Raw genomic sequence first — 24,699 nt, 5'->3', positions numbered from 1 at the left:
CGTTGGACGATGGGTTTTTATCGTGAGGGCGATCACCGGTCTTGCGGATTATTCGTCAAATGCATCCCACACTGGCGCAAAGTCAGGGCTGACCTGGCGCTCGCGTTTGGACAGGCTGGCGATCAAGGCACGGTCTTCATCATCCAGTCGCACATCCAGCGCCGCGAGATTGGCCAGTTGATTGGGCTCGCTGCTGGCCTTGGGGATCGCGGCCACGTTGGGTTGATCGAGCAGCCATTTGAGCGCGACCTGCGTCGGCAGTACGCCGTGTTTCGCGGCGATCCACCGGATGGCCGGAATGTCGGATACCTTGTTGCGTGCCAGTGGCGTGTAGGCTGTCAGCGCAAGATCCTGTTGACGGGCGTAGTCGAGCAGGGCGTTTTGTCCGAGCAGCACGTGGTACTCGACCTGGATCGCCGACAGCGGCGCCCCCAGTTCTTCGACGACTTTGCGCAGCAGGGGCAGTGGAAAATTCGCCACGCCAATGTTGCGCGCCAGGCCTTGCTCCCTGAACGACACCAGGGTTTCTATGGTGCGCGGCAAATCCCAATCGGTGGTTGGCCAATGGAGCATGAACAGGTCGACGTATTCGCTGCGCAGGGCTTTGAGGCTACGGTCCATGGAGTGACGCATGGCGTCGGGTTGCAGTTGGTCCCACCAGACTTTGGTCGTGACGTGGATCTGCTCGCGGGGTGTCGGACTGTTCGCCAGCGCCTGACCGACCGCGTCTTCGTTGTTGTAGGCAGCTGCCGTGTCGATGTGCCGGTAACCCAGGGCCAGAGCCTGCTCCACTGCTCGGGTGCATTCCTCGCCGAGCATTGGCCAGGTGCCGAGGCCGAGTTTCGGCATGTTCAAACCCTGAGCGTTAATGATGTGCTGCATGGTCGATCTCCTTTTCATAAGCAGTGACACCTGCGATATGGCGCGCGGCGATGTAGCCGAAGGTCAGCGCCGGGCCGAGATTGATGCCGCCAGCGGGGTAGTGACCGCCCATGATGCTGGCCATATCGCCGCCCGCCGCGTACAGGCCGGCGATGGGTTGCGCCGCGCCGTCCAGGACCTGGGCATGATGGTTGACCTTGAGCCCGGCGAAGGTACCGAAGCAGCCTGGCTGGACTTTCACGGCATAGAAGGGGCCTTGTTCGATCGGCGCGACGCATGGGTTGGGCTGTTGCAGTGCGTCACCCTGCTTGCGGTTGTAGGGTGTGGAACCACGGCCGAATTGCGGGTCCTCGCCGTTGCGCGCGTGGCGGTTGTAGTCCGACACGGTGGTGCGCAGGCCAACCGGGTCGATGCCGCAGGCTGCAGCCAATTCCTCAAGGGTGTTGCCGGTTTTCAGATAGCCGCTGCGGATGAAGGATGACAGCGGCACCGGAAATGGCCGAGAGATGCCCAGGCCATATCGACGCTGAAAGCCATGGGTGCAGATCAGCCACGACGCCACTTCTTCACCCAGCGGGGCGGCGGCGACCATGGCCGTGACGTAGTCGTAGTAGCCGTTGGCTTCATTGACGAAGCGCTGGCCGTTGCTCAGCACACCGATGATGCCCGGTTTGCCCCGCTCGATGATGTGCGGGAAGTGTCCCGTGCTGCCGTCGCTGTACGGCACCTGCGAAACCGGTGCCCAGGCGACGGCGGACGCCATGTCGCTATTGACCCGGGCACCGGCACTTTCGCCCAGGCGCAGGCCATCGCCGCAAACGCCGAGGGGTGGCAAGGCCAGATGCTCATGCCCGGTCGGTGTGCGGGGGAACAGGGCCTTGCGGCGGTCGATGTCATTGGCGAAACCACCCGCGGCGAGCACCACGGCCTTGCGTGCATGGATGCGCACCGAGCCTTTGGCGGTGTTGACCACAGCGCCTCGTACCTGGTCATTCTCGCGCAGCAATCGGCTCACGGGCGCTGATTCCCAGAGCAACACACCGAGGTCATCGGCGGATTTTGTCAGGCGCGCCACCAAGGCCACGCCGTTGACCAGTTGCATCGCCCGGCCATGTACGACGAGATCGAACAGGTGGCGGCTGAAGCGCCGCGTAACGTGCCAGGCCGCCGACAGTGAACGGGTCAGGTTGAGGAATGCCGTGAGGTCCGCCCCCGCCATGATCGGCATGCCCATGAACGATGTTTCCCGCATGGTTTTGCGCAGCCGCTTGAGCAGCTTGCCGACTTTTCGTGCGTCGTACGGGGCGGCGATCACCGAGCGTCCACCGGTGCCTGCCCCGGGGGTGTCGCCATGAATGTCGGCAATGGCGTTGCCGTCGGCGAATTGCAGCGAGGTGTGCTGCTCGAAGAACGACACCATTCGCGGGCCGGCCTCCAGGAAAGCGTCGATCATCGCCGGATCAAAGCGCTCGCCCAATTCGTGTTGCAGATAAGTGCGAGGCCGTTCAACGTCTTCGACGATGCCCCCGCGCCGGGCCAGCGGGTTGCAAGGGACCCAGGCCCAGCCACCGGACCAGGCCGTGGCACCGCCGAACACCGGGTCCTTTTCCACCACTATGACTTTCAGTCCATGCCACGCGGCGGTCACGGCCGCCGACAGTCCCGCCGCACCGGAACCAACGATCAGCACATCGCAGTCGATGTCGGGAAGAAAGTGCGCTTGGGCAGGCATTGTTTGAACTCCGGTGTTTTATTGTTTCGGAATCTTGTTCCAGAAAATATAAGAATCAGGTGAGGCCGAACAAGTCTTGAGGGTCTAAAACGGGCGGTTATCGAACGTTCAGTTCCAGATTTCGCATTCGTTCAGATGTCTTCTAGAATCGAGCAAATTTTGCGTGGAAGCGACCATGGCCGGCAGTCAGATCGAACGTGTTTTCAGTGTGCTCGAAAGCCTCACCAGCGATCCCCGTGGCCTGCCGATGCAGACCCTGGCAGAGCAACTGGATATCCCCAAGAGCGCGACCCATCGCCTGCTGGCCGAGCTGATCCGCCTCGGTTACGTGCGGCAGAATCCGGATAATCTGCGTTATCACCTCTCGACCAAACTGGTGGCGATGGGCTTCCGTTATCTGTCGAGCAGCGGTGCCGACATCGTGCAGCCAGTGCTTGACCGCCTGGCGCAGGAAACCGGCGAACTGGTGCGTCTCGGGGTGATCGACGGTGAGCGTCAGACCTGGATCGCCAAGTCCCAGGGCGCGCGCTCCGGTCTGCGTTATGACCCGGACATGGGCCGCGATGCGCCGTTGTTTTACACAGCCTCTGGGCATGCGTGGCTGGCCTGCATGAGCGATGCCGAAGCCTTGTCGCTGGTAGAGCGGCAGGGCGCACAAGTGCCGGAACATGTGGGGCCGAACGCGCCGCGCTCGAACATCGAATTGCTCGAACGCCTGCGTCTGGCGCGGGACCAGGGCTACGCCTGGGTCGAGGAGAGCTCGGCGATCGGCACTTCGGCGATTGCGGCGGTGGTGCGTCATCCCGCCGATGGGCGGGTGATCGGCGTGCTCAGCATCGCCGGGCCAAGTGCACGGATGCCGGGGGCGCGGCTGCATGAGCTGGCGCCGTTGTTGCTGGCGTACACCGAGGAGTTGAGTGCAGCGAGCCTGGCGTCGGAGTTGTTCAACTAAGGCCTGTGCAAATCAACTGTGGGAGCGAGCAAGCCCGCTCCCACATTTTGAACAGTCTTCAGCTTGAGAAGCTGTGCGCTGTTCGAACACTTTCAGGATAGGTCTGTGTAAGAATCTGGAACCAGGTTCTAAATTATTGGAGTTCATCGCTCCAATAACACTGACAAGAGGACCGTATCTTGAGTTCGCCACTTCGCATCGCCCTGATCGGTGCTGGCAACATGGGCCAGCAGCACTACCAGCATCTGCAATCCCTGACTGAAGCGACGTTGTGCGCCGTGGCCGATCCGGGACCGCAGGCGGCCAGTCTTGCGGCGCAATGGGGCGTAGCCTGTTTCGCCGATCATCGTCAGATGCTGGAGCAGGCAAAGCCGGACGCCGTCATCGTCGCCAACCCGAACACGCTGCACGTCAGCACGGCCCTCGATTGCCTCGCGGCCGGCGTGCCGGTACTGCTGGAAAAACCGGTGGGCGTGCACCTGGATGAAGCCAGGGAGCTGGTGACTGCATCGAAGGCTAGTGGCGTTCCGGTACTGGTCGGACATCACCGTCGTCACAACCCGTTGATCGTCCGCGCCCACGAGCTTGTCCACAGCGGCGCATTGGGGCGGTTGACCACAGTCACGGCGCTCTGGCAGTTGCGCAAGCCCGACAGCTATTTTGAAACACCCTGGCGGCGCGAGGCCGGCGCGGGGATGCTGTTGACCAACCTGATCCACGACCTCGATCTGCTGCGGCATTTGTGCGGTGAAGTGCGTCAGGTTCAGGCCATCACCAGCAACGCCATTCGCGGGTTTGCCAACGAAGATTGCGCGGCAATACTGCTGCAATTCGACAACGGTGCACTGGGCAGCCTGACCGGCTCCGATGCGGTGGCTGCGCCCTGGAGCTGGGAGCTGGATTCGGGGGAGAATCTGGTGTATCCGCGTCATCCTGATCAACCGTGCTACTTGCTGGCCGGGACAGGTGGGGCGCTGAGTATTCCGCAGCTTAAACGCTGGCACTACAACGAAGTCGATGGCGGCTGGCATCAACCGTTGCTGGCAACCCAGGAAAACTTCAGTGCCGATGAAGCCCTGCGTCTGCAGTTGCAGCACTTCGTGCGTGTTGCACGCCGGGAGGTCGAGCCGCTGGTGAGTGCCGCCGATGCCGCGCGTACGTTGGCGCTGATCGAAGCCATCCGCGAAGCCGCCGAAACCGGTCGTGCCTGCACGCCATCCTTAATCGAGGGCTGACCATGAGCGAGCGTATCTTCTCCCTGGCCAGCCTGACCGTGCTGGAGTTGTCACCGCCCGACATGGTCGAGGTCGCCGCGCGGGCCGGTTACAGCCATGTCGGCTTGCGCCTGGTACCGGCAACCCCTGAGGAACACCATTTTGCCTTGGTGGCCGACAGCGAATTGCGGCGCCAAACCCTGGCGCGTCTGCGCGATACCGGTATCAGGGTGCTGGACGTCGAAATTCTGCGTCTCAAGCCGGAGACCGTTGTTACCGACTTCGAGAAAATCCTGGCGGTGGGTGCCCAATTGGGTGCCAGTGAATTGCTGGTGGCCGGCAACGACCCTGATGAACAACGGCTGACGGAACATTTTGCCGAACTCTGTGATCTGGCGGCACTCTATGGGCTGCACCCGCATCTGGAGTTCATGCCCTGGACCGATGCACGCAATCTTCAACAAGCCGCGCGTATTGTAGAAAACGCCGGGCGGGGAAACGGCGGAGTGCTGGTGGACGCCTTCCACTTCGATCGTTCGGGATCGCGCCTGGAAGATCTGGCCAAAGTTGCTCCCTCACGGTTACGGTATGCACAGTTGTGTGACGTCGCAGGACCACGGCCGGCGGATATGGCGGAGATCTTGCGTCAGGCGCGTAACGAGCGGCGTTTCCCCGGCGATGGCGATTGTGATCTGCAGGGGTTGTTGGGGATTTTGCCGGCTGACATTCCATTGAGCCTGGAGATTCCCACCGTGCAGTTGCTGGAGCAGGGCGTGAGTGGGTTGGAGCGGGCGCAGATGGCGCTGGATAAAACCCGGGAATTGTTTGCGCGGCTGTAATCGGTGCTGCGCACCTATCGCGGGCAAGCCACGTTCCCACAGGTTCTATGCTGACTGGGTGGAAGCGTGGTTTGCCCGTGATGCTTTTGACTTTATGTAAGGAAACCCAATGACCGTCAGCACCCCGCTTTCCGGCGTCAATCAGCCCTTCAAAGGGATCCTGCTGATCATTGTCGCAACCTTCCTGTTTTCCACCCACGACGCCTTTTCCAAATACCTCTCCGGTTTCTATCCCATTGTCATGGTGGTCTGGGCGCGCTACGTGGTTCACACCTTGTTGATGGCCGGGATTTTCCTGCCGCAGTCCGGGTTGCGGGTGCTGCGTACCAAACGGCCATTGCTGCAGGTGATCCGGGCGCTGTGCCTGCTGGGCACCAGTCTGTTTTTCACCACGGGGCTGATGTACATCCCGCTGGCCGAGGCCACGTCGGTCAACTTCCTCGCTCCGGTATTGGTCACCGCGCTGTCGGTACCGCTGCTTGGCGAGCGGGTGACCCGGGGGCAATGGCTGGCGGTGATTTTCGGTTTTAGCGGAGTGCTGATCATCGTTCACCCCGGGGGCGATCTGTTTACCCCGGCGGTGTTGCTGCCGTTCTGCTCGGCGCTGTTTTTCTGCTTCTACCAACTGCTGACCCGCAAGCTCAGCGAGATCGACAGCCCGACCACCAGTAACTTCTTCGCAGGCTTGTGCAACACGCTGGTGATGAGTGCGCTGGTGCCGTTCTTCTGGCAGACGCCGAACCTGATGCATGGCGCGATGATGCTGGCGCTGGGGGCCTGCGGGATGACGGCTCACCTGTTCCTGACCCAGGCTTTCCGCCTCGCGGCACCAGCACTGCTGGCACCGTTCAGCTATTGCCAGATCATCTTCGCCGGCCTGCTGGGCTGGCTGCTGTTTTCCCATACGCCGACACTGACCACCGTGCTCGGCATCGCCGTGATCTGCTGCAGCGGGTTGGCGGCGGCCTGGCAGCAAAGCCGCAAGTAGAAAGTAACCGGAAAACAACGGTGGGAGCGGGCTTAACTTTAGTCAGTGACGGTCGGAATCTTGCGCGGTGCCATGAAGTACATCCAGATCAGGGCGATGAAGTACATCGCCGGAATCATGGTGAACAGCACGGTGTAGTTGTTGTTGGTGATTGTCAGGATGTGGCCGACCAGTTGGGTCATGAACATCCCGCCAATCGCCGCACACATGCCACCGAAGCCGAACACCGTACTCATCATGTGCTTGGGCGTGTAGTCCATCACCAGGCTCCAGATGTTCGCGGTCCAGGCCTGGTGCGCGCCGATGGCCAGGGAGATGGCGGCCACCGCGACCCACAGGTTGCTGGAACCGGCCGCCATGATCACGCCGATGATGCAGCAGGCGAACAGGAACATGGACATCAGTCGCGCCTTGATCGGGTTGACGCCGCGACCGATCAGGAACGAGGAGAGGATGCCGCCGCCAACGCTGCCGAAGTCGGCAGTGAGGTAGATGATGATCAGCGGGATACCCATCTGGGTGACGTTGATGCCCAGGTTGTATTGCTGGTTGAGGAACGGCGGCAGCCAGTACAGGTAGAACCAGAACACTGGCGCGGTGATCGAGTAGGCGAGGGCGAAGGCCCAGGTACCACGCATGCGCAGGATTTTCGAGAACGGCACGCGGGTTTGTTCCGGCTCGACTTCTTTCTGGATGTAGTCCAGCTCCGATTGTTTGACGCTCGGATGCTCTTCCGGGTTGAAGTACTTCAAGCCCCAGAACAGCAGCCAGATCCCGCCCAGTGCCGACATGCACAGGAACGCGGCCTGCCAGCCCCAGGCGTGGAGGATCAGCGGCAGCAGCATCGGGGTGAACATCGCACCGACGTTGGTCCCGGCATTGAAAATCCCGGTGGCCACGGCGCGCTCGCCGGCCGGGAACCACAGGCGGGTGGTTTTCACGCAGGCCGGGTAGTTGGCGGCTTCGGTCAGGCCGAGGATGAAGCGGCAGACCATGAAGCCGACCGCCGAAGTGGCCAGGCCGTGGGCGCCGGTCGCCAGGCTCCAGAGCAGCACGGCGCAGAAGAACACGCGCTTCACGCCGACCCGGTCGATCAACCGGCCCTGCAGCACGAAACCGATGGCGTAACCCACCTGGAACCAGAAGTTGATGTTGGCGTAATCCATCGCCGTCCAGCTCATTTCCTTGGCCAGGATGGGCTGCATCACGCCCAGTGCGGCGCGGTCGATGTAGTTCAGGGTGGTGGCGAAAAACACCAGCGCCAGCATGCCCCAGCGGGTTTTGCCGACCGCCATGGCGCCGCGGATTTTGTCGCCGATGCCACCGGCAGTGACGTTCATGGCCGGAGCCATGCGTGAGCTTTGGGAAGGGATCATGTGTACCACCCGTTTTTTGAATTTGTTATTTGGTGTTTTGGACATCGCGGCCGGTGCTGCGTGTCCGGACTTAATGTGAGGACGATGTTGGGCATTGGACAAAAAATCGTCAATTCGCCATCCACCATTTTGTTCGATAATCGAACACAAAACTAACCGGATAGTACACTTTGCATTGCTCAATGCATGGGCCAGCTCAATAATTCACTCACTCTTTTAAAAGCGGCGCAAATTCCCTGTAGCCGAAGCCTCCACCGGGAGCCGAAATATGCAGCGTTCCATTGCCACCGTATCCTTGAGCGGTACCCTGCCGGAAAAACTCGAAGCCATTGCCGCCGCCGGTTTCGACGGCGTCGAGATTTTCGAGAATGACCTTCTCTACTACGACGGCAGTCCACGGGAAATTAAACAGATGTGTGCCGATCTCGGGATCGCCATCACCCTGTTTCAACCGTTCCGTGATTTCGAAGGCTGTCGGCGTGATCGGCTGTCGCGCAATCTGGAACGCGCTGAGCGCAAGTTCGACCTGATGCAGGAACTGGGCACCGACCTGGTGCTGGTGTGCAGCAACGCCTCGGCCGAGTCCATCGGTGATGAACAGATTCTGGTCGATGATTTGCGGCTGCTGGCCGAGCGTGCCGGGGCACGCGGCCTGCGCATCGGCTACGAGGCCCTGGCCTGGGGGCGGCATGTGAACACGTATCAACAGGTGTGGAACATCGTGCGTCAGGCCGATCACCCAAGCCTTGGCGTGTTGCTGGACAGCTTTCACACGTTGTCGCTCAAGGGCGATCCAAGCGCTATCGCCGAGATTCCCGGCGACAAGATCTTCTTTGTGCAAATGGCCGACGCGCCGATCCTGGCCATGGACGTGCTGGAGTGGAGCCGGCATTTTCGCTGCTTCCCGGGCCAGGGTGAATTCGACTTGCCGGGGTTCCTCGCGCCGATCATCAAGAGCGGGTACACCGGGCCGTTGTCGCTGGAAATCTTCAACGATGGCTTCCGCGCCGCGCCGCCACGGGCCAATGCCGCCGACGGTTTGCGCTCGTTGCTGTATCTGGAAGAGAAAACCCGCGAGCGTCTGGCCCAGGAAGCCAAGCCTGCGGCCAACTCTGAAATTCTGTTCGAAACGCCCAAGGCCAGTGAGTACAACGGCATCGAGTTTCTCGAGTTCGCCGTGGACGAAAGCCTCGGCGCCAAGCTCTCGCATTGGCTGGAGCGACTGGGTTTCGTCAAGGCCGGGCAGCATCGTTCCAAGAGCGTCAGCCTGATGCGCCAGGGCGATATCAATTTGATCCTCAACTCTGAACCTTACTCCTTCGGCCACAGCTTTTTCGAAGCCCACGGCCCTTCGTTGTGCGCTACCGCCGTGCGAGTCAAGGATAGCGCCAGTGCGCTGGCACGAGCCGTAGCCTACAAGGGTCAACCCTATCGCGGGCTGGTGGGCCCCAATGAACTGGAACTGGCGGCGGTGCGTGCGCCGGATGGCAGCCTGATTTATCTGGTGGACCAGGATGCCGACGTCTACGGTACCGACTTCAATCTGCTGGCGGATGCACCGGTCAGCGGTGGCCTCAAGCGCATCGACCACATGGCCATGGCGCTGCCGGCCGACAGTCTCGACAGCTGGGTGCTGTTCTATAAGAGCCTACTGGATTTCGAGGCAGACGATGAAGTCGTGCTGCCGGATCCTTATGGTCTGGTGAAGAGCCGTGCCTTGCGTAGCCGGGACAGTTCGATCCGCCTGCCACTGAACATTTCCGAGAACCGCAACACCGCGATCTCACACGCGCTGTCGAGTTATCGCGGCTCCGGCGTGCACCACATCGCGTTTGATTGTGATGACATCTTTGCCCAGGTCAGCCGTGCAAAAGAGGCGGGCGTGCCACTGTTGGATATTCCGCTCAACTACTACGATGACCTGGCGGCGCGGTTCGATTTCGACGACGAGTTCCTCAGTGAGCTGGCCTACTACAATGTGTTGTACGACCGCGACGCTCAGGGCGGTGAACTGTTTCATGTGTACACCGAGCCGTTCGAGGGGCGGTTCTTCTTCGAGATCATCCAGCGTAAAAACGGTTATGCCGGCTACGGCGCGGCCAACGTCGCGGTGCGGCTGGCGGCCATGGCCAAATCCCGTAGCGGCGCATTGCGCCAGGCGAAGTTGTAGGTAATTCGTAAACGCGGGACTAAACGTGGGCCGCGCGGCTTCCTTCACTGTGCCGCGCAGCCCATAATCGCCAGCCTGTGCAGTGATGGCCGTGAGCCCGCAATGACAATGACTTCAGAACTCCCCGCAGCCTCCGTAGAACCTGGTGCCGAGCCGCGCAAGAGTCGCAAGAACAACCCGGAAAAGACCCGCGAAAACATCCTGCAGGAGGCGATTGTCGAATTCGTCCAGCAGGGGCTTTCCGGTGCCCGCGTCGATGCCATCGCCGAGCGCATCCACACCTCCAAGCGCATGATCTATTACTACTTCGGCAGTAAGGAACAGCTCTACGTCGAGGTGCTGGAGAAACTCTACGGCGATATCCGCAACACCGAAAATCGCCTGCACCTGGCAGAGCTGGCGCCGGTCGAAGCCATTCGGCGGCTGGTGGAGTTCACCTTCGATCACCATGATCGCAACGTTGATTTCGTGCGCATCGTCAGTATCGAGAATATTCACAACGCCGAGTTCGTGAAGCGCTCCGATGCGATCAAGGCGATGAACAACACTATCCTCGATTCACTGGGCGAGATTCTGCGTCGCGGTGCCGAGCAGGGGCTGTTCCGTACCGGGCTTGATCCGCTGGACGTGCATTTGCTGATCAGTTCGTTCTGCTTCTATCGCGTCTCGAACCGCCACACCTTTGGTGAGATTTTTCAGATCGACCTGCCGGACGAACGTATCAAGCAGCGTCATCGGGAGATGATTTGCGAGTCGGTTCTGCGGTATCTGCAAGTCTGAGGCGAGGTGAGGGGTTTCCCCCCTCACTTCACTCATTCAGTCATTCATGCTCTGGAAATGCTCAAGCATCCGCTGGGCATCCGGGACTACGCCGCTGAACAATTCGAATGCTTTGACCGCCTGAAACACCGCCATGTTGCCGCCGTCCAGTGTCCGGCAACCGAGGGCGCGGGCGTTGCGCAGCAGTTCGGTTTCCAGTGGGAAGTAAACGATCTCCGCCACCCACAATTCGGCCCGCAGCAGTTCGACCGGCACGGGCATGCCCGGCAGTTTTTTCATGCCCATCGGCGTGGTGTTCACCAGGCCGTCAGCCTGGGCCATGGCATCGGGCAGGTCATACCCGGCCACCGCCCGACTGACGCCGAAATGCTGATTGAGGTTGTCAGCCAGATCCTGGGCGCGGCGGATGTCCACGTCAAAAATGCTCAGCTGTTGTACGCCTTCGCTCAACAACGCGTGGGCCACCGCCGCACCTGCGCCACCAGCGCCCATCTGTACGACACGTTCAACGGCAACGCCTTTCAAACCCCGGCGAAACCCCTCGGCAAAGCCCAGGCAATCGGTGTTGTGGCCGATGCGTTTGCCATTTTTGAGCACCACCGTGTTGACAGCACCGATACCGCGGGCCTCCGGCGAGAGTTCGTCGAGCAGCGGGATGATCGCCTGCTTGCATGGAAAGGTAATGTTCAGTCCGGTGTAATTCATGCGCTCTGCAGCCATCAACAGGTCGGGCAGGGCGTTGCTGTCGAGCTTCAACTGATCAAGATCGATCAGGCGATACAGATAGCGCAGCCCCTGGGCATCGCCTTCATGCTCGTGCATGGCCGGTGTGCGGGACGCCTGGATGCCGGCGCCAATCAGCCCGGCCAGTATCACGTGGTTCTGAGTCACGGCGATCACCCCTTCAAACGATGACTGAAGTGTTCCAGCGCCAGGCGATAGCCATGACTGCCAAAACCGGCCATCACCGCCGTTGCAATGGCGGATACGAACGAATGGTGGCGGAAGGGCTCGCGGGCGTGCACGTTGGACAGGTGGACTTCGATCACCGGCAGTTCGCTGGCGACCAGGGCGTCGCGGATGGCGACCGAGGTGTGGGTCCACGCGGCAGGATTGATGACGATCCCGGCGCAGCGACCGCGGGCGGCGTGAATCCAGTCGAGCAATTCGCCTTCATGGTTGGTCTGGCGAAACTCCACCGCCAGGCCGAACTCTTCGGCGGCGCGTGCGCACAAGGCCGAAATGTCTGCCAGGGTTTCGTGGCCGTAAGTCGCCGGTTCACGGGTGCCGAGCAGGTTCAGGTTCGGGCCGTTGAGCACCAGAACGATAGGGGACATTGGAATCTCTCCACTTATTATTTTTGGAATCGGCCGAGTGTTCAGCCTGTGGAGATAAATTGTACTAACTGGTTAATTTGGTCAATTGAAGTGAAGGTATACAGGCTGTTTGTGGGCGGTGATCGGACACTTTCGCAGGTCAGCGCGGCAGGTGCTCCACGAGGAAATCGATAAATGCCCTCAAGCGCAGCGGTACATGGCGACTTTGCGGGTACAGCAAGGTAAACGGCCGCGATCGCCCGCCATAGGGCTTGAGCACTTCCACCAGCGAGCCGTCGGCCAGTTCCTTTTCAACGATAAAACGATAGGTCTGAAACAACCCCGCCCCGTGTTTGGCCAAGGTCACACCGCCCAGCACATCGTCGGAGCAACTGAGGTTGCCCTCGGCCAGAATCTCCCGGGGCACGCCTTCATCGTTGAACAGCCAGGCAATGCGACGGCCGCTGCTGGGCAATTCGTACTGGATGCATTCGTGGTTTTCGAGGTCGTCGAGGGTTTGTGGAGTGCCGGCCCGTTTCAGGTAATCAGGGCTGGCGATCATCACCAGGACGGCATCTTCCAACTGTCGGGCGATCAGACCCGAATCCGGGATGGCCCGCACACGAATCGCCATGTCGTAGCCTTCGCCGACGAAGTCGATGTTGCGATTGCTGATGTGCGACTCGACCTTCACCGCCGGATAACGCGCGCGAAATTCCGGCAGCAGCGGCAGGATTCGATGATGCGCGTAGGTGGTCGGAATACTGATGCGCAAAGTACCGGACGGCACTTGCTGCTGGCCCATCACCTCACGCTGGGCCTCGACCAGTTGCGCCAGGGCCTGGCGGCACTCCTCGTAATAACGGCGACCACTGTCGGTCAGCTTCACACTACGCGTGGTGCGCGCGAACAGGCGCACACCAAGGCGTTCTTCCATGCGCGACACCGAACGGCTCACGGCAGCGGGTGTGACACCCGCCACCAGCGCGGCGGCAGTAAAACTGCCGGCCTCGGCGGCCAGGCAAAACAGCTCGATGCTACCCAACTGAAGATCGTCGAATTGTCGCTGCATGATTGATTACACCGGGGATCAGATGAAGAAGCTGGACCAGTATTTATCAGTCTTGCGCGCACGAATACAAAAAAACCGTCACGAGGACGGCTTATTTGTGGGTGCGCTTGCCATCAACGCCGGGTCAGCATTACCCCGGATTCCATGTGATGGGTCCACGGGAACTGGTCGAACATCGCGCATCGGCTGATGCGGTGGGTGTCGTGCAGTTGGGCGATGTTGGCTGCCAGGGTCTCCGGGTTGCAGGAGATGTACAGGATGTTGTCGAAGCGCCGGGTCAGCTCGCAGGTGTCCGGGTCCATGCCGGCGCGGGGCGGGTCGACGAAGACGCTACCGAACTCGTAGCTCTTGAGGTCGATACCGTGCAGGCGGCGGAACGGACGCACTTCGTTCAGGGCTTCGGTCAGCTCTTCGGCGGACAAGCGCACCAGAGTGACGTTATCTACCGCGTTTTCGCTGAGATTGCTCAAGGCCGCGTTGACCGAGGTCTTGCTGATTTCGGTGGCCAGCACCTTGCGCACGCGTGTGGCGAGGGGCAGGGTGAAGTTGCCGTTGCCGCAGTACAGCTCCAGCAAATCATCGGAGCGATCGCCGAGCGCATCGTATGCCCAGTTGAGCATCTTCTGGTTCACCGTGCCGTTGGGCTGGGTGAACGCGCCTTCAGGCTGGCGATAGCTGAAGGTGCGGCCGCCGACTTCCAGCTTCTCGACCACGTAATCGTGACCGATGACTTCGCGCTTGCCCTTGGAGCGGCCGATGATGCTGACGTTCAGGTCCGCGGCCAGTTTCGACGCCGCTGCATGCCAGTGCTCGTCCAGCGGACGGTGATAGCACAGGGTGATCATCGCGTCGCCGGCCAGTGTGGTCAGGAACTCCACCTGGAACAGCTTGTGGCTCAGGGGGGCGCTGGCTTGCCATGCTGCCTTGAGCTGCGGCATCAACTGGTTGATGCGCAGGCTGGCAATCGGGAACTCTTCGATCAGGATTGGCGTGCGTTTGTCTTCCTGGGAAAACATCGCGTAGTGGCGCTCGCCGGCTTCGCGCCACAGGCGGAACTCGGCGCGCAGGCGGAAGTTTTTCAGCGGCGAATCGAAAACGGCTGGCTCGGGTGCATCGAACGGGGCCAGCAGGTCACGCAGACGCGTGACCTTTTCTTCGAGCTGAACGGCGTAGGCCTGGGAATCAAAAGTCATGCGTTGAACCAACCCAGCTTGATCACGAACAGAATCGACAGGATCACCAGCGCCGGGTTCAGCTCACGGCCACGACCGGACATCAGCTTGATGGCGGTCCAGGAAATGAAACCGAAGGCGATGCCATTGGCGATGGAGTAAGTGAACGGCATTGCCAGCGCGGTGATCACCACCGGCGCGGCGACGGTAATGTCGTCCCAGTCTATTTCGGCCAGGCCGGATGTCATCAGCACGGCGACGAACAGCAGTGCCGGTGCGGTGGCGAACGCCGGAACGCTGGCGGCCAGTGGCGAGAAGAACAGCGCCAGCAGGAACAGGAACGCCACCACGATGGCAGTCAGGCCGGTGCGGCCACCGGCACTCACGCCAGCGGCGGATTCGATGTAACTGGTGGTGGTTGAGGTGCCCAACAGGGAACCGGCCATGGCTGCAGTGCTGTCAGCGATCAGCGCGCGGCCCATTTTCGGCATGTGGCCGTCCTTGCGCATCAGGCCGGCGCGCTTGGCCACACCGATCAGGGTGCCGGAGTTGTCGAACAGATCGACGAACAGGAAGGCGAAGATCACGCTGACCAGACCGATGTCCAGTGCCCCCTTGATGTCCAGTTGCAGGAAGGTCGGGGCCAGCGATGGCGGCATCGACATCACGCCGCCGAATGGGGTGAAGCCCATCACGATGGAAATGATGGTCACCACCAGAATGCCGATCAGCACTGCGCCGCGCACGGCAAGGGCTTCGAGGGCGACGATCAGGGCAAAACCGAGGGTGGCGAGGATCGGGGCCGGTTGTTTCAAGTCACCGAGGCCGACCATGGTCGCCGGGTTGCTGACTACGATACCGGCGTTGTGCAGGGCGATCAGCGCCAGAAACAGGCCGATGCCGGCAGCAATCGCCGAGCGCAGCGGCAGCGGGATGCTGTTGATGATCCATTCACGGATGCGGAAGATCGACAGGAGGAAGAAGCACACCGCCGAGATGAACACCGCACCCAGCGCCACTTGCCAGGTATGGCCCATGTGCAGGACCACGGTGTAGGTAAAGAAGGCGTTCAGGCCCATGCCTGGTGCGAGTGCGATCGGGTAGTTGGCGATCAGGCCCATGGTCGTCGAGCCGATGGCAGCTGCCAGACAGGTGGCGACAAACACTGCTCCCTTGTCCATGCCGGTCTCGCCGAGGATGCTCGGGTTGACGAACAGAATGTAGGCCATGGCCAAAAAGGTCGTGACGCCCGCCAGAATCTCGGTCCGCACGTTGGTGTTGTGTGCCTTGAGTTGAAACAGCCTTTCCAGCATGTCTGCTCCCCGTGGCGCGCCGGGCGCCGTGAATGTATCGACCTCAACAGCAAAGCACAGGCAGCAGAACGCGCCTGGAAATTACTGTGGGCCGGAAAAAGCCGCGCATCATACCAGTAGCTTGGGAATATGGCTGCTTTGGCGGTGATCGTCGTCGATGTTTTGCGACAAAGCCAAGTGCGCCATACTGCGCGCTGGTTTTTTTGGGTGGATGGGTCCTGCATGAAAAAGCGTCTGGTTGCCGCCCTCGGAATAGGGGGGGCGTTGTTTCTCGGGGCGCAAACGGCCGTGGCGGCCTCGGCTCCACCACTGACGCAATTGAAAGTGCTCAAGGTCGCGTCGCCGTCCTGTGGTGTCGAGAACATCGACGAAGGGCAAACCCGGACTCGCTGCGATCACATTGGCCCGAACATCATGGTGTACGTGCTGGAAGTGGGTTATGGGCGGGAGGCCCATGTCGCCCTGGACGGTTTCGAAGTAAATGGCACCCGCACACCAGTTTGTGCGTTCAAGAACGGCAACCTGACCAGCTGCACTCCCGGGGAAAAAACCGTCGGCTATTTGTATGCCCTCGATCTGGCGGGCAAGCAGGAAGGCACGCTGACCTTTAGCAATACCTCGATCAACGCGCCCGGCAATACGATGTCGACGCAGCTTTATATCCAGTAATCGCACGTATCGACCAAGGGTCAGAAAGCTGACTACGCTTAAAAGATCATTCCGTGGACAGTACCCGATGACCTTTAGAGCCTTGATTGCCCTTGCCGAGGGTACCGACGACCTGCAAACCGTGACCCTGATCGACGTACTGCGCCGCGCCAAAATAGAAGTGGTGGTGGCCAGTATCGAAGGGCGGCGCATGCTCACCTGCGCTCGCGGCACTCGCCTGACGTCCGATGCGATGCTGGTGGACTTGCTGGCGCAACCCTTCGACCTGATTGCCTTGCCAGGTGGAGCGGTGGGTTCGCAGCACCTGGCAGCCCACCAACCCTTGCAACAATTGGTCAAGGATCAGGCCGCGGCCGGTCGCCTGTTCGCCGGCATCGCCGAAGCGCCCGCCGTGGCACTGCAGGCCTTTGGCGTATTGCGTCAACGGCGCATGACCTGTCTGCCCTCGGCCAGCCATCAACTGCTGGGCTGTACCTTCGTCGATCAACCGGTGGTGGTCGACGGCAATTGCATCACCGCCCAGGGCTCGGCCGGCGCATTGGCATTTGCCCTGGCGCTGGTGGAGCAACTCTGCGGTAAAGCCACTCGTATGGCAGTGGCGGGGGAGTTGCTCGTTTAGAGAGTGTCAGACCTTCGCCTCTTCCTTCTCTTCATCTTTAGCCACGTGCATGCGATCGCGGCTGGCCAGTGTCGGGAACAGTTTGACCCACACCCCGGTCACCACCAGTGTGCCGATCCCGCCCATGACCACCGCTGGCACGGTGCCGAACCAGTGGGCAGTCAGGCCCGATTCGAATTCGCCCAACTGGTTCGAGGCACCGATGAACAGTCCATTGACGGCGCTGACCCGGCCGCGCATTTCGTCCGGTGTTTCCAGTTGAACGAACGAGGCGCGGATCACCATGCTGATCATGTCTGCCGCGCCCAACACCACCAACACCGCCAGGGAAAACCAGAACGAGGTCGACAGGCCGAAGGCGATGGTCGCCACGCCGAAGATGCCCACGGCCGTGAACATCACCCGTCCGACGTTGCGTTCCACGGCAAACCGCGCCAGGAACAGCGACATCAGCAGCGCGCCTACCGCCGGCGCCGAGCGTAGCAGGCCAAGCCCCCACGGGCCGGTCAGCAGAATGTCCTTGGCGAACACCGGCAGCAGCGCTGTGGCGCCACCCAATAGCACCGCAAACAGATCAAGGGAGATCGCCCCGAGAATGTCCGGACGACTGCGGATGAAGCGAATGCCCGCCAGCAGTGAGTCCAGCGTGGCCTTGCCCTTGTTCAGCGGGGTTTGTCGGGCCGGCAGGTTGAGCATCAGCGAACAGGCGATGACATACAAAAGCACCGTCGGGCCATACACCCAGACGCTGCCGAAGGCGTAGAGCAAGCCGCCGAGGGCTGGAGCGACGATGGTTGCCGATTGCTGGGCCGATTGTGCGGCGGCCACTGCACGGGGAAACAACGCGCTGGGCACGATACTGGGCAACAGGGCCTGGGTGGTCGGCATTTCAAAGGAGCGAGCGGCACCGAGCAGGAAGGCCAGGATAAAGATCATTTCCCGGGTGACATGGTCGGTGGCGCTGCCGATGGCCAGCGACAGGGCGATCAATGCCTGGAGGGACTGGCAGATCGCCGCGACCTTGCGCCGGTCATAACGGTCGGCGACGTGCCCTGTGTGCAGCATGAACAGTACGCGCGGGGCGAATTCGACCAGGCCGACCAGACCCAGGTCGAGCACGTTGCCGGTCAGTTGGTACAGGTTCCAGCCGATGGCCACGGTGAGCATCTGGAAGCCGCTGGCGGTAAATACCCGGGCCAGCCAGAACGCGAGAAAAGGGCGATGGTGACGTAACAGCAAGGGCTCTTGGCTGGGCATCTGCGGGAAGATCTGGGGAGAGGGGAACAGCGAGATTAGCATCAACCTGTAACAGGAAGTTGCCATGACAAAAAATTTAGTTAGCTAGATACCTATCCTGAGAACGCAGGAAACACTGTGGGAGCGAGCTTGCTCGCGAAGAGGGCGGCACATCCGGCATTGAAGTCGCCTGATACTCCGCCTTCGCGAGCAAGCCCGCTCCCACAGGAAATGTATTTCAGCTCGTGACCAAGGCCGTGAGGCAACTTGTCACGCGGCAAAAGACCACGCGGTTCATCCCCGAAATTGGGACTACTCTTTCAACGTTGATTGATCCAGATCAAAACCCACAAAAGGAATTGATCCGGCGGCCGCAAGGCCAGACTCCCTGCGTTGTGATGCGTGCAAAAAAAAGAACAAACAGAGATTCGCCACACTCCATATCCGTGGGGGCCGTGGGTGCAGGCTTCCAGCCCGCAGCCGTACTACCTGACAGAGGAAGACTTATGTTCGGTTTAGAGGCACTTGATCTCGCCCGAATTCAGTTCGCGTTCACCATCTCGTTCCACATCCTGTTTCCGGCCATCACCATCGGTCTGGCGAGTTACCTGGCGGTACTCGAAGGCCTGTGGCTGAAAACCCATAACGACACCTACCGTGACCTCTATCATTTCTGGTCGAAGATCTTTGCCGTCAACTTCGGCATGGGGGTGGTTTCCGGCTTGGTAATGGCCTATCAGTTCGGCACTAACTGGAGCCGCTTCTCGGACTTCGCCGGTTCCGTGACCGGGCCGTTGCTGACCTATGAAGTGCTCACGGCATTCTTCCTCGAGGCCGGGTTCCTCGGTGTCATGCTGTTTGGCTGGAATAAGGTCGGGCGTGGCCTGCACTTCTTCGCCACCGTGATGGTGGCCATCGGTACGTTGATCTCGACTTTCTGGATTCTTGCCTCCAATAGCTGGATGCAGACCCCGCAGGGCTTCGAGATCGTCAACGGTCAGGTCATACCCACCGACTGGCTGGCGATTATCTTCAACCCGTCGTTCCCGTATCGTCTGATGCACATGGCCACGGCAGCCTTCGTCGCCACGGCCTTCTTCGTCGGCTCCTCCGCGGCCTGGCATTTGCTGCGCGGCAAGGACAACCCGGCGATCCGCAAAATGCTCTCGATGGCCATGTGGATGGCGTTGATCGTGGCGCCGATCCAGGCGGTCATCGGCGACTTCCACGGCCTCAATACGCTTGAGCATCAGCCGGCGAAAATCGCTGCGATCGAAGGGCACTGGGAAAACAAAGGCAACGAGGCGACTCCGTTGATCCTGTTCGGCTGGCCGGACATGAAGGAGGAGAAGACCAAATTCGCTGTCGAGATCCCGTACCTGGGCAGCCTGATCCTCACACACTCCCTGGACAAACAGGTGCCGGCGCTCAAGGAGTTCCCGCCTGAAGACCGGCCGAATTCGACCATCGTGTTCTGGTCGTTCCGGATCATGGTGGGGCTGGGCTTGCTGATGATCTTCACCGGATTGTGGAGCCTGTGGCTGCGCAAGCGCGATACCCTCTATACCTCGCGGCCGTTCCTGTACCTGGCGCTGTGGATGGGGCCGTCCGGCCTGATCGCGATCCTCGCTGGCTGGTTCACCACGGAAATCGGCCGTCAGCCATGGGTGGTCTATGGCCTGATGCGTACGGCGGATGCGTCGTCCAACCATAGCTTCATGCAGATGAGCATCACCCTGATCCTGTTTGTCGTGGTTTATTTCGCGCTGTTTGGCGCCGGTCTTGGCTACATGATGCGCCTGGTGCGCAAGGGGCCGAAGATCGACGAAGGCAAGGAAACCAACGACGGTGGCCCCGGCCAGAAACGCACACCGGCCCGTCCGCTGTCCGCAGCCGACGACGATCACGCCGATGCCGGCCAAAGCCTGACCAAGGAGATTTGAATCATGGGTATTGATCTTCCGCTGATCTGGGCCGTGATCATCATCTTCGGCATCATGATGTACGTGGTCATGGACGGTTTCGACCTGGGCATCGGGATTCTCTTCCCGTTCATTCCGGGCAAGACCGATCGCGATGTGATGATGAACACCGTCGCCCCGGTCTGGGACGGCAACGAGACCTGGCTGGTGTTGGGTGGCGCGGCGTTGTTCGGCGCGTTTCCGCTGGCCTATTCGGTGGTGCTCTCGGCGTTGTACCTGCCGCTGATCCTGATGTTGATCGGGTTGATCTTCCGCGGCGTGGCCTTCGAGTTCCGCTTCAAGGCCAGAGACAACAAGCGCCATCTGTGGGACAAGGCATTCATCGGTGGCTCGGTCACTGCGACGTTCTTCCAAGGCGTTGCGCTTGGCGCCTTCATCGACGGGCTGCCTGTGGTCAATCGGCAGTTCGCTGGTGGTTCACTGGACTGGCTGACACCGTTCACGATGTTCTGTGGTGCGGCGCTGGTCGTGGCGTATGCCTTGCTCGGTTGCACCTGGCTCATCATGAAGACCGAAGGCAAGTTGCAGGAGCAGATGCATGACCTGGCACGGCCATTGGCCTTCGTGCTGCTGGCGGTGATCGGCATTGTCAGCATCTGGACCCCGTTGGCCCACACGGATATCGCCGCACGCTGGTTCACCATGCCGAATCTGTTCTGGTTCATGCCGGTGCCGATCCTGGTGCTGGTGACGATGTACGGGCTGATCCGCGCCGTGGCCCGCAACGCGCATTACACGCCGTTCCTGCTGACTCTGGTGCTGATCTTCCTCGGTTACAGCGGGTTGGGCATCAGTCTGTGGCCGAACATCATCCCGCCGTCGATCTCGATCTGGGACGCCGCCGCGCCGCCGCAAAGCCAGGGCTTCATGCTGGTGGGCACGCTGTTCATCATCCCGTTCATCCTGGGCTACACCTTCTGGAGCTACTACGTGTTCCGCGGCAAGGTCACCCATGAAGATGGTTACCACTAGTCTGCTGTACAACGAATCTGTGGGAGCGAGCTTGCTCGCGATGGCGTCCTGACAGACGCCATTGATCTACATCGGAGGATTTATCAATGAACGGCAAACATTCCCTGCACGACATTGAAGAAGCCGAAAAAAAGCCGCTGTGGCAGCGGCTCGGCTGGTTGGCCCTGATCTGGGTCGGCAGTGTGGGCGCCCTGTTCATCGTCGCCAGCCTGATGCGTCTGTTCATGAACGCGGCCGGCCTGACCACGCACTGAATATCTCTCCCGTGGCCTCGAGGCACGGATTTACGACCCTCCTGCCGGAGGGTTTTTTTTGCCTGTTATTTGCGCGCCTTGAGGATCACGAACTTCGGATTGGCCGCCACTTGCTCGACGCCACGGAACAATCGCGCCAGCTTGCTGTGGTAGCCCAGGTGACGATTGCCGACGATATACAGCGCGCCGCCCACCACCAGCGCTTCGCGGGCCTGCTGGAACATCCGCCAGGCCAGGAGGTCGCCCACCACCTGTTGCTGGTGAAACGGTGGATTGCACAGCACGACGTCAAGTGATTGCGCTTCCTGGCCGGACAGGCCATCACCGGCGCGCACGATCACTTCCCGTTCACCCAGCGCTGCGCGCCAGTTTTCGGAGGCCGATTGCACGGCCATGTACGACTCGTCCACCAGTGTGTAGTGGGCCTCGGGGTTTTGCAGGGCGCTGGCAATGGCCAGGACGCCGTTGCCGCAGCCGAGATCGGCGACCCGCGCCGAACCGAGGTTTTTCGGCAGGTGTGGCAAAAACGCCCGCGTGCCGATGTCCAGGCCTTCGCGGCAAAACACATTGGCGTGGTTGAGCAGTTCGATGGCCGGTTCGTCGAGTCTGTATCGCGTTGGGTAAGGCGACACCGCTGGGGTTTTGTCTTCAGCGGTGGCAATCAATAGCCGCGCCTTCTTCACCGCCAACGAGGCTTGCACGGGGCCGATGTAACGCTCCAGCAAGTCGCCCGCCGCCCGGGGCAGATGCTTGATCATGGCTGCGGCAACCACTTGGGCGCCAGGTGCCAGTTGACCTTGCAGGCGGATCAGTTGTTCTTCCAGCAGGGCCAGGGTTTTCGGTACACGGATCAGCACACAGTCGAACGGCCCGGCAGGGGTTTCGCTGGCGGGTAGGCTCGGCACGGCATCAAAGGCCAGGCCGTTGCGCACAAGGTTCTTTTCCAGACCCTGGAAAGCCAGGAAAGAATCACCGCTGCTGACCACCCGCACCTTACCCGCCAGGCTGGCCGCCAACGCACCGAAACTGTCATTGAGCACCAATACCCGGGTGTCCGACGCCGGTTGCTGTTCGGCCAGATGATTGAGCAGGTATTCATCGGCCGCATCGAAAGCTTGCAGCGGTTCGTTCTGCTGTTCGGGCTGGCGGATCAGGTCGAGGCTGGCGAAGGGTGTTTCGAGCAAAGGCATGGGGCGGGGCTCTGGGTAATCAACGGATGTCCCGCTGCCCGAAGGCGTTGGAGCGGGCGGAGCCGTCCGAGTGTAATGCGTCGTGAAGGTTTACACGCCATCACTCAGGAGGGACCGCAAATGGTACGTTTTTTTTGCCTGGATTACTCGCAGGTTTTCCCGCGGACGGGCGCTTTCAGATGGCTCCGGACCGGGCCGCGGCAATGACGGCCGCAATCTTGTTGTTGACGCCGAGCTTCTCGATAGCCCTGTGCACATGAAAGTTGATTGTGCGTTCACTCAAACTGAGGATCCTGGCAATTTCATAGGCCGTCTTGCCATCGGCTGACAGTTTCAATACTTCGAGTTCCCGCCGTGACAAGGGGGGAGCCTGGGGGCGAGCCGGTTTTTTCGGTTGCATTGCGATCGCCAGCGCGTGCAAATGGCGGCTGATGAACACCGAGAATCCAAGATGCTCGTACAACTCATAGGCTGAAATCGGGCAGTGGCTTCTGGCCAGGCTGAGAATACTGCGCTGACCGGTTTCCTCATCAAATATCGACTGGGACCAGCCATGCTGCAAACCTTGTTGCTGCAGCAACTGCCATAGCCATGGCGTCCTGGAAAAAAGCTCTTCGCTCCAGAGAACAGGTAACGTTGACTGATCGCAAAGCGCCACTATCGGATCTATTTGCGTGGTGTTGTTTTTTTCATATTGAATGTTCCACTCATGGGGGAAATTATTCAGGTTCAGCGTACTGGTATCGATTCCGACTGAGTTCGAAGTAATTGAAAAGCCACAAAATTTATATCCAAGGTTTCTAGCGAAGTTGAGCGCGATTCGATAGGCAGCTTTGATCTCTTGCGTGTTTGACAATTGCTTGAGCTGTGACTCCTTCCAGATTTCCATACAAGGGGCTCCATCACTGTGTCTTCTGGGTGCAATCCTGGATCCAAGATTCGGCACGTCACGAAGTGTAGGATAATTCCTACTGTGGTGGTGCGACAATTTTGCTCTTTTGACTGTTGAGAAAGTGTATTTCAGGTTCTTAGGCAATCGATGGGATATAAAATTCCATATGTCATTTTATAATGATGGGTGCCTGCAAAATTTGGTAAGCAGTCACTAGTGCAGATTAATGTCACTACAAACTGTCGGTGGTTACGCTGCTTTCTTTGCGGGACACTGGGGTATCTTTTGATTGGAGCCTTCCATGTCCGTCAGTGAAGAAAAATTTACCCGTCAGACCTTGTTTGAGGTTCATCCGCTGACCCAGAGCCTGTTTACCTTGCGTGCCACCCGGGATGCAGGGTTTCGTTTCCGGGCGGGGCAGTTTGCCCGGTTGGGCGTCGCCAAGGCTGACGGCAGCACGGTATGGCGCGCCTATTCCATGGTGTCCTCGCCTTTTGACGAGTTCCTCGAGTTCTTTTCCATTGTCGTGCCGGGCGGTGAGTTCACCAGCGAGCTAAGCCGACTGGGTGTTGGCGATGCATTGCTGGTCGACCGCCAGGCCTTCGGTTATCTGACGCTGGACCGGTTTGTCGATGGGCGTGATCTGTGGTTGTTATCCACAGGCACGGGCATCGCGCCGTTCCTGTCGATACTCCAGGATTTCGACGTCTGGGAGCGATTCGATCGGATCATTCTGGTCTACAGCGTTCGCGAAGCCCGGGAACTGGCGTATCAGGAGCTGATCGCAGGGCTGGCGAAGCGTGATTATCTGGCGGAGTACGCCCATAAACTGCAATTGATCACCACGGTCACTCGTGAACAGCATCCTGGCTCATTGAACGGGCGGATCACCACGCTGATTGAAAACGGCGAACTGGAGCGGGTCGCGGGTGTTGCGCTGACGCCTGAGCATTCACGGGTCATGCTGTGCGGCAATCCGCAGATGATCGATGATACGCGCAAGCTGCTTAAACAGCGGGACATGCACTTGAGCCTCAGCCGGCGACCTGGTCAGGTGGCGGTGGAAAATTTCTGGTAAA

General features: G+C 60.2%; 23 protein-coding genes. 12 read left to right on the top strand and 11 right to left on the bottom strand.

The annotated features are described in order from the left end of the window. Positions 1–48 precede the first annotated feature (48 nt). Both AC3WTM_RS05740 and AC3WTM_RS05735 read right to left on the bottom strand, forming a co-directional pair. Positions 49–882 (bottom strand): aldo/keto reductase, encoded by an 834-nt coding sequence (locus AC3WTM_RS05740; RefSeq protein WP_102672589.1) that lies wholly within the window; start codon positions 880–882, stop codon positions 49–51. Further along, a complete protein-coding gene (locus AC3WTM_RS05735; protein WP_102672590.1) occupies positions 866–2,614 on the bottom strand; it encodes an FAD-dependent oxidoreductase in 1,749 nt (582 codons plus the stop codon). Before AC3WTM_RS05735 ends, AC3WTM_RS05740 begins: the two co-directional genes overlap by 17 nt. A 175-nt stretch (positions 2,615–2,789) precedes the next feature. On the opposite strand from AC3WTM_RS05735, the gene AC3WTM_RS05730 reads away from it, so the two are divergent. The 4 genes from AC3WTM_RS05730 (at position 2,790) to AC3WTM_RS05715 (ending at position 6,607) form a co-directional block, all read left to right on the top strand. After that, positions 2,790–3,566, top strand: coding sequence for an IclR family transcriptional regulator (locus AC3WTM_RS05730; RefSeq protein WP_090451541.1), 777 nt, complete (start codon positions 2,790–2,792; stop codon positions 3,564–3,566). Positions 3,567–3,745: 179 nt separating this feature from the next. Next, positions 3,746–4,801: a Gfo/Idh/MocA family protein gene (locus tag AC3WTM_RS05725; protein WP_102672591.1), complete on the top strand. Its 1,056-nt coding sequence runs from the start codon at positions 3,746–3,748 to the stop codon at positions 4,799–4,801. Positions 4,802–4,803: 2 nt separating this feature from the next. After that, positions 4,804–5,619 (top strand): sugar phosphate isomerase/epimerase family protein, encoded by an 816-nt coding sequence (locus AC3WTM_RS05720; RefSeq protein WP_102672592.1) that lies wholly within the window; start codon positions 4,804–4,806, stop codon positions 5,617–5,619. A 109-nt stretch (positions 5,620–5,728) separates the two neighbouring features. Further along, positions 5,729–6,607: a DMT family transporter gene (locus tag AC3WTM_RS05715; protein WP_102672593.1), complete on the top strand. Its 879-nt coding sequence runs from the start codon at positions 5,729–5,731 to the stop codon at positions 6,605–6,607. Between the two features lie 38 nt (positions 6,608–6,645). On the opposite strand, the gene AC3WTM_RS05710 is transcribed toward AC3WTM_RS05715, so the two are convergent. Then, positions 6,646–7,983 (bottom strand): MFS transporter, encoded by a 1,338-nt coding sequence (locus AC3WTM_RS05710; protein ID WP_102672608.1) that lies wholly within the window; start codon positions 7,981–7,983, stop codon positions 6,646–6,648. Positions 7,984–8,251: 268 nt separating this feature from the next. On the opposite strand from AC3WTM_RS05710, the gene quiC reads away from it, so the two are divergent. Further along, entirely contained in the window at positions 8,252–10,153 is a 1,902-nt protein-coding gene (gene quiC / locus AC3WTM_RS05705) for a 3-dehydroshikimate dehydratase QuiC (protein ID WP_102672594.1), read from the top strand. Between the two features lie 102 nt (positions 10,154–10,255). Beyond that, on the top strand, positions 10,256–10,933 hold the full coding sequence (locus tag AC3WTM_RS05700) for a TetR/AcrR family transcriptional regulator (RefSeq protein ID WP_102672595.1): 678 nt from the start codon (positions 10,256–10,258) through the stop codon (positions 10,931–10,933). A 36-nt stretch (positions 10,934–10,969) separates the two neighbouring features. Here AC3WTM_RS05700 and AC3WTM_RS05695 read toward each other — a convergent pair whose 3' ends face one another. From AC3WTM_RS05695 to AC3WTM_RS05675, 5 genes are all read right to left on the bottom strand, one after another. Next, positions 10,970–11,824, bottom strand: a complete 855-nt coding sequence (locus AC3WTM_RS05695; RefSeq protein WP_102672609.1) for a shikimate dehydrogenase — start codon at positions 11,822–11,824, stop codon at positions 10,970–10,972. A 5-nt stretch (positions 11,825–11,829) separates the two neighbouring features. Continuing rightward, on the bottom strand, positions 11,830–12,270 hold the full coding sequence (gene aroQ, locus AC3WTM_RS05690) for a type II 3-dehydroquinate dehydratase (RefSeq protein ID WP_102672596.1): 441 nt from the start codon (positions 12,268–12,270) through the stop codon (positions 11,830–11,832). 139 nt (positions 12,271–12,409) lie between these two features. Next, on the bottom strand, positions 12,410–13,321 hold the full coding sequence (locus tag AC3WTM_RS05685) for a LysR family transcriptional regulator (RefSeq protein WP_102672597.1): 912 nt from the start codon (positions 13,319–13,321) through the stop codon (positions 12,410–12,412). Positions 13,322–13,434: 113 nt separating this feature from the next. Next, positions 13,435–14,514, bottom strand: a complete 1,080-nt coding sequence (gene trmA / locus AC3WTM_RS05680) for a tRNA (uridine(54)-C5)-methyltransferase TrmA (RefSeq protein ID WP_102672598.1) — start codon at positions 14,512–14,514, stop codon at positions 13,435–13,437. Next, entirely contained in the window at positions 14,511–15,806 is a 1,296-nt protein-coding gene (locus AC3WTM_RS05675; protein WP_008050771.1) for an NCS2 family permease, read from the bottom strand. The genes trmA and AC3WTM_RS05675 overlap by 4 nt, the downstream gene beginning before the upstream one ends. A 222-nt stretch (positions 15,807–16,028) precedes the next feature. Between AC3WTM_RS05675 and AC3WTM_RS05670 the strand changes: the two genes are divergently transcribed. Then, a complete protein-coding gene (locus AC3WTM_RS05670; protein ID WP_102672610.1) occupies positions 16,029–16,475 on the top strand; it encodes a DUF4879 domain-containing protein in 447 nt (148 codons plus the stop codon). Between the two features lie 67 nt (positions 16,476–16,542). Then, entirely contained in the window at positions 16,543–17,094 is a 552-nt protein-coding gene (locus AC3WTM_RS05665; RefSeq protein WP_090451522.1) for a DJ-1 family glyoxalase III, read from the top strand. 6 nt (positions 17,095–17,100) lie between these two features. Here the strand turns inward: AC3WTM_RS05665 and AC3WTM_RS05660 are convergent, their stop codons facing one another. Continuing rightward, positions 17,101–18,351 carry an MFS transporter gene (locus tag AC3WTM_RS05660; RefSeq protein ID WP_008050777.1) on the bottom strand — a complete coding sequence of 417 codons (1,251 nt, stop codon included), beginning with the start codon at positions 18,349–18,351 and terminating at the stop codon, positions 17,101–17,103. 485 nt (positions 18,352–18,836) lie between these two features. On the opposite strand from AC3WTM_RS05660, the gene AC3WTM_RS05655 reads away from it, so the two are divergent. The 3 genes from AC3WTM_RS05655 (at position 18,837) to AC3WTM_RS05645 (ending at position 21,538) form a co-directional block, all read left to right on the top strand. Beyond that, complete coding sequence (locus tag AC3WTM_RS05655; protein ID WP_102672599.1) at positions 18,837–20,273, top strand: cytochrome ubiquinol oxidase subunit I; 1,437 nt, start codon at positions 18,837–18,839, stop codon at positions 20,271–20,273. A gap of 3 nt (positions 20,274–20,276) precedes the next feature. Beyond that, complete coding sequence (gene cydB, locus AC3WTM_RS05650) at positions 20,277–21,284, top strand: cytochrome d ubiquinol oxidase subunit II (protein WP_102672600.1); 1,008 nt, start codon at positions 20,277–20,279, stop codon at positions 21,282–21,284. 86 nt (positions 21,285–21,370) lie between these two features. After that, entirely contained in the window at positions 21,371–21,538 is a 168-nt protein-coding gene (locus tag AC3WTM_RS05645) for a DUF2474 domain-containing protein (RefSeq protein ID WP_015096916.1), read from the top strand. A 65-nt stretch (positions 21,539–21,603) separates the two neighbouring features. Here AC3WTM_RS05645 and AC3WTM_RS05640 read toward each other — a convergent pair whose 3' ends face one another. Together AC3WTM_RS05640 and AC3WTM_RS05635 are read right to left on the bottom strand one after the other, a co-directional pair. Continuing rightward, on the bottom strand, positions 21,604–22,728 hold the full coding sequence (locus tag AC3WTM_RS05640; RefSeq protein WP_102672601.1) for a methyltransferase: 1,125 nt from the start codon (positions 22,726–22,728) through the stop codon (positions 21,604–21,606). A gap of 175 nt (positions 22,729–22,903) precedes the next feature. Continuing rightward, positions 22,904–23,617 (bottom strand): helix-turn-helix transcriptional regulator, encoded by a 714-nt coding sequence (locus AC3WTM_RS05635; protein WP_102672602.1) that lies wholly within the window; start codon positions 23,615–23,617, stop codon positions 22,904–22,906. Positions 23,618–23,921: 304 nt separating this feature from the next. Here AC3WTM_RS05635 and AC3WTM_RS05630 point away from each other — a divergent pair, with 304 nt between their 5' ends. Further along, positions 23,922–24,698 (top strand): ferredoxin--NADP reductase, encoded by a 777-nt coding sequence (locus AC3WTM_RS05630; RefSeq protein WP_102672603.1) that lies wholly within the window; start codon positions 23,922–23,924, stop codon positions 24,696–24,698. Position 24,699 lies beyond the last annotated feature (1 nt).

The sequence above is a fragment of the Pseudomonas sp. EU05-FHT14B02 genome (genome assembly GCF_058791055.1).
Note: the sequence above shows the minus strand (reverse complement) of the source record. Positions and strands in the feature narration are given on the sequence as shown.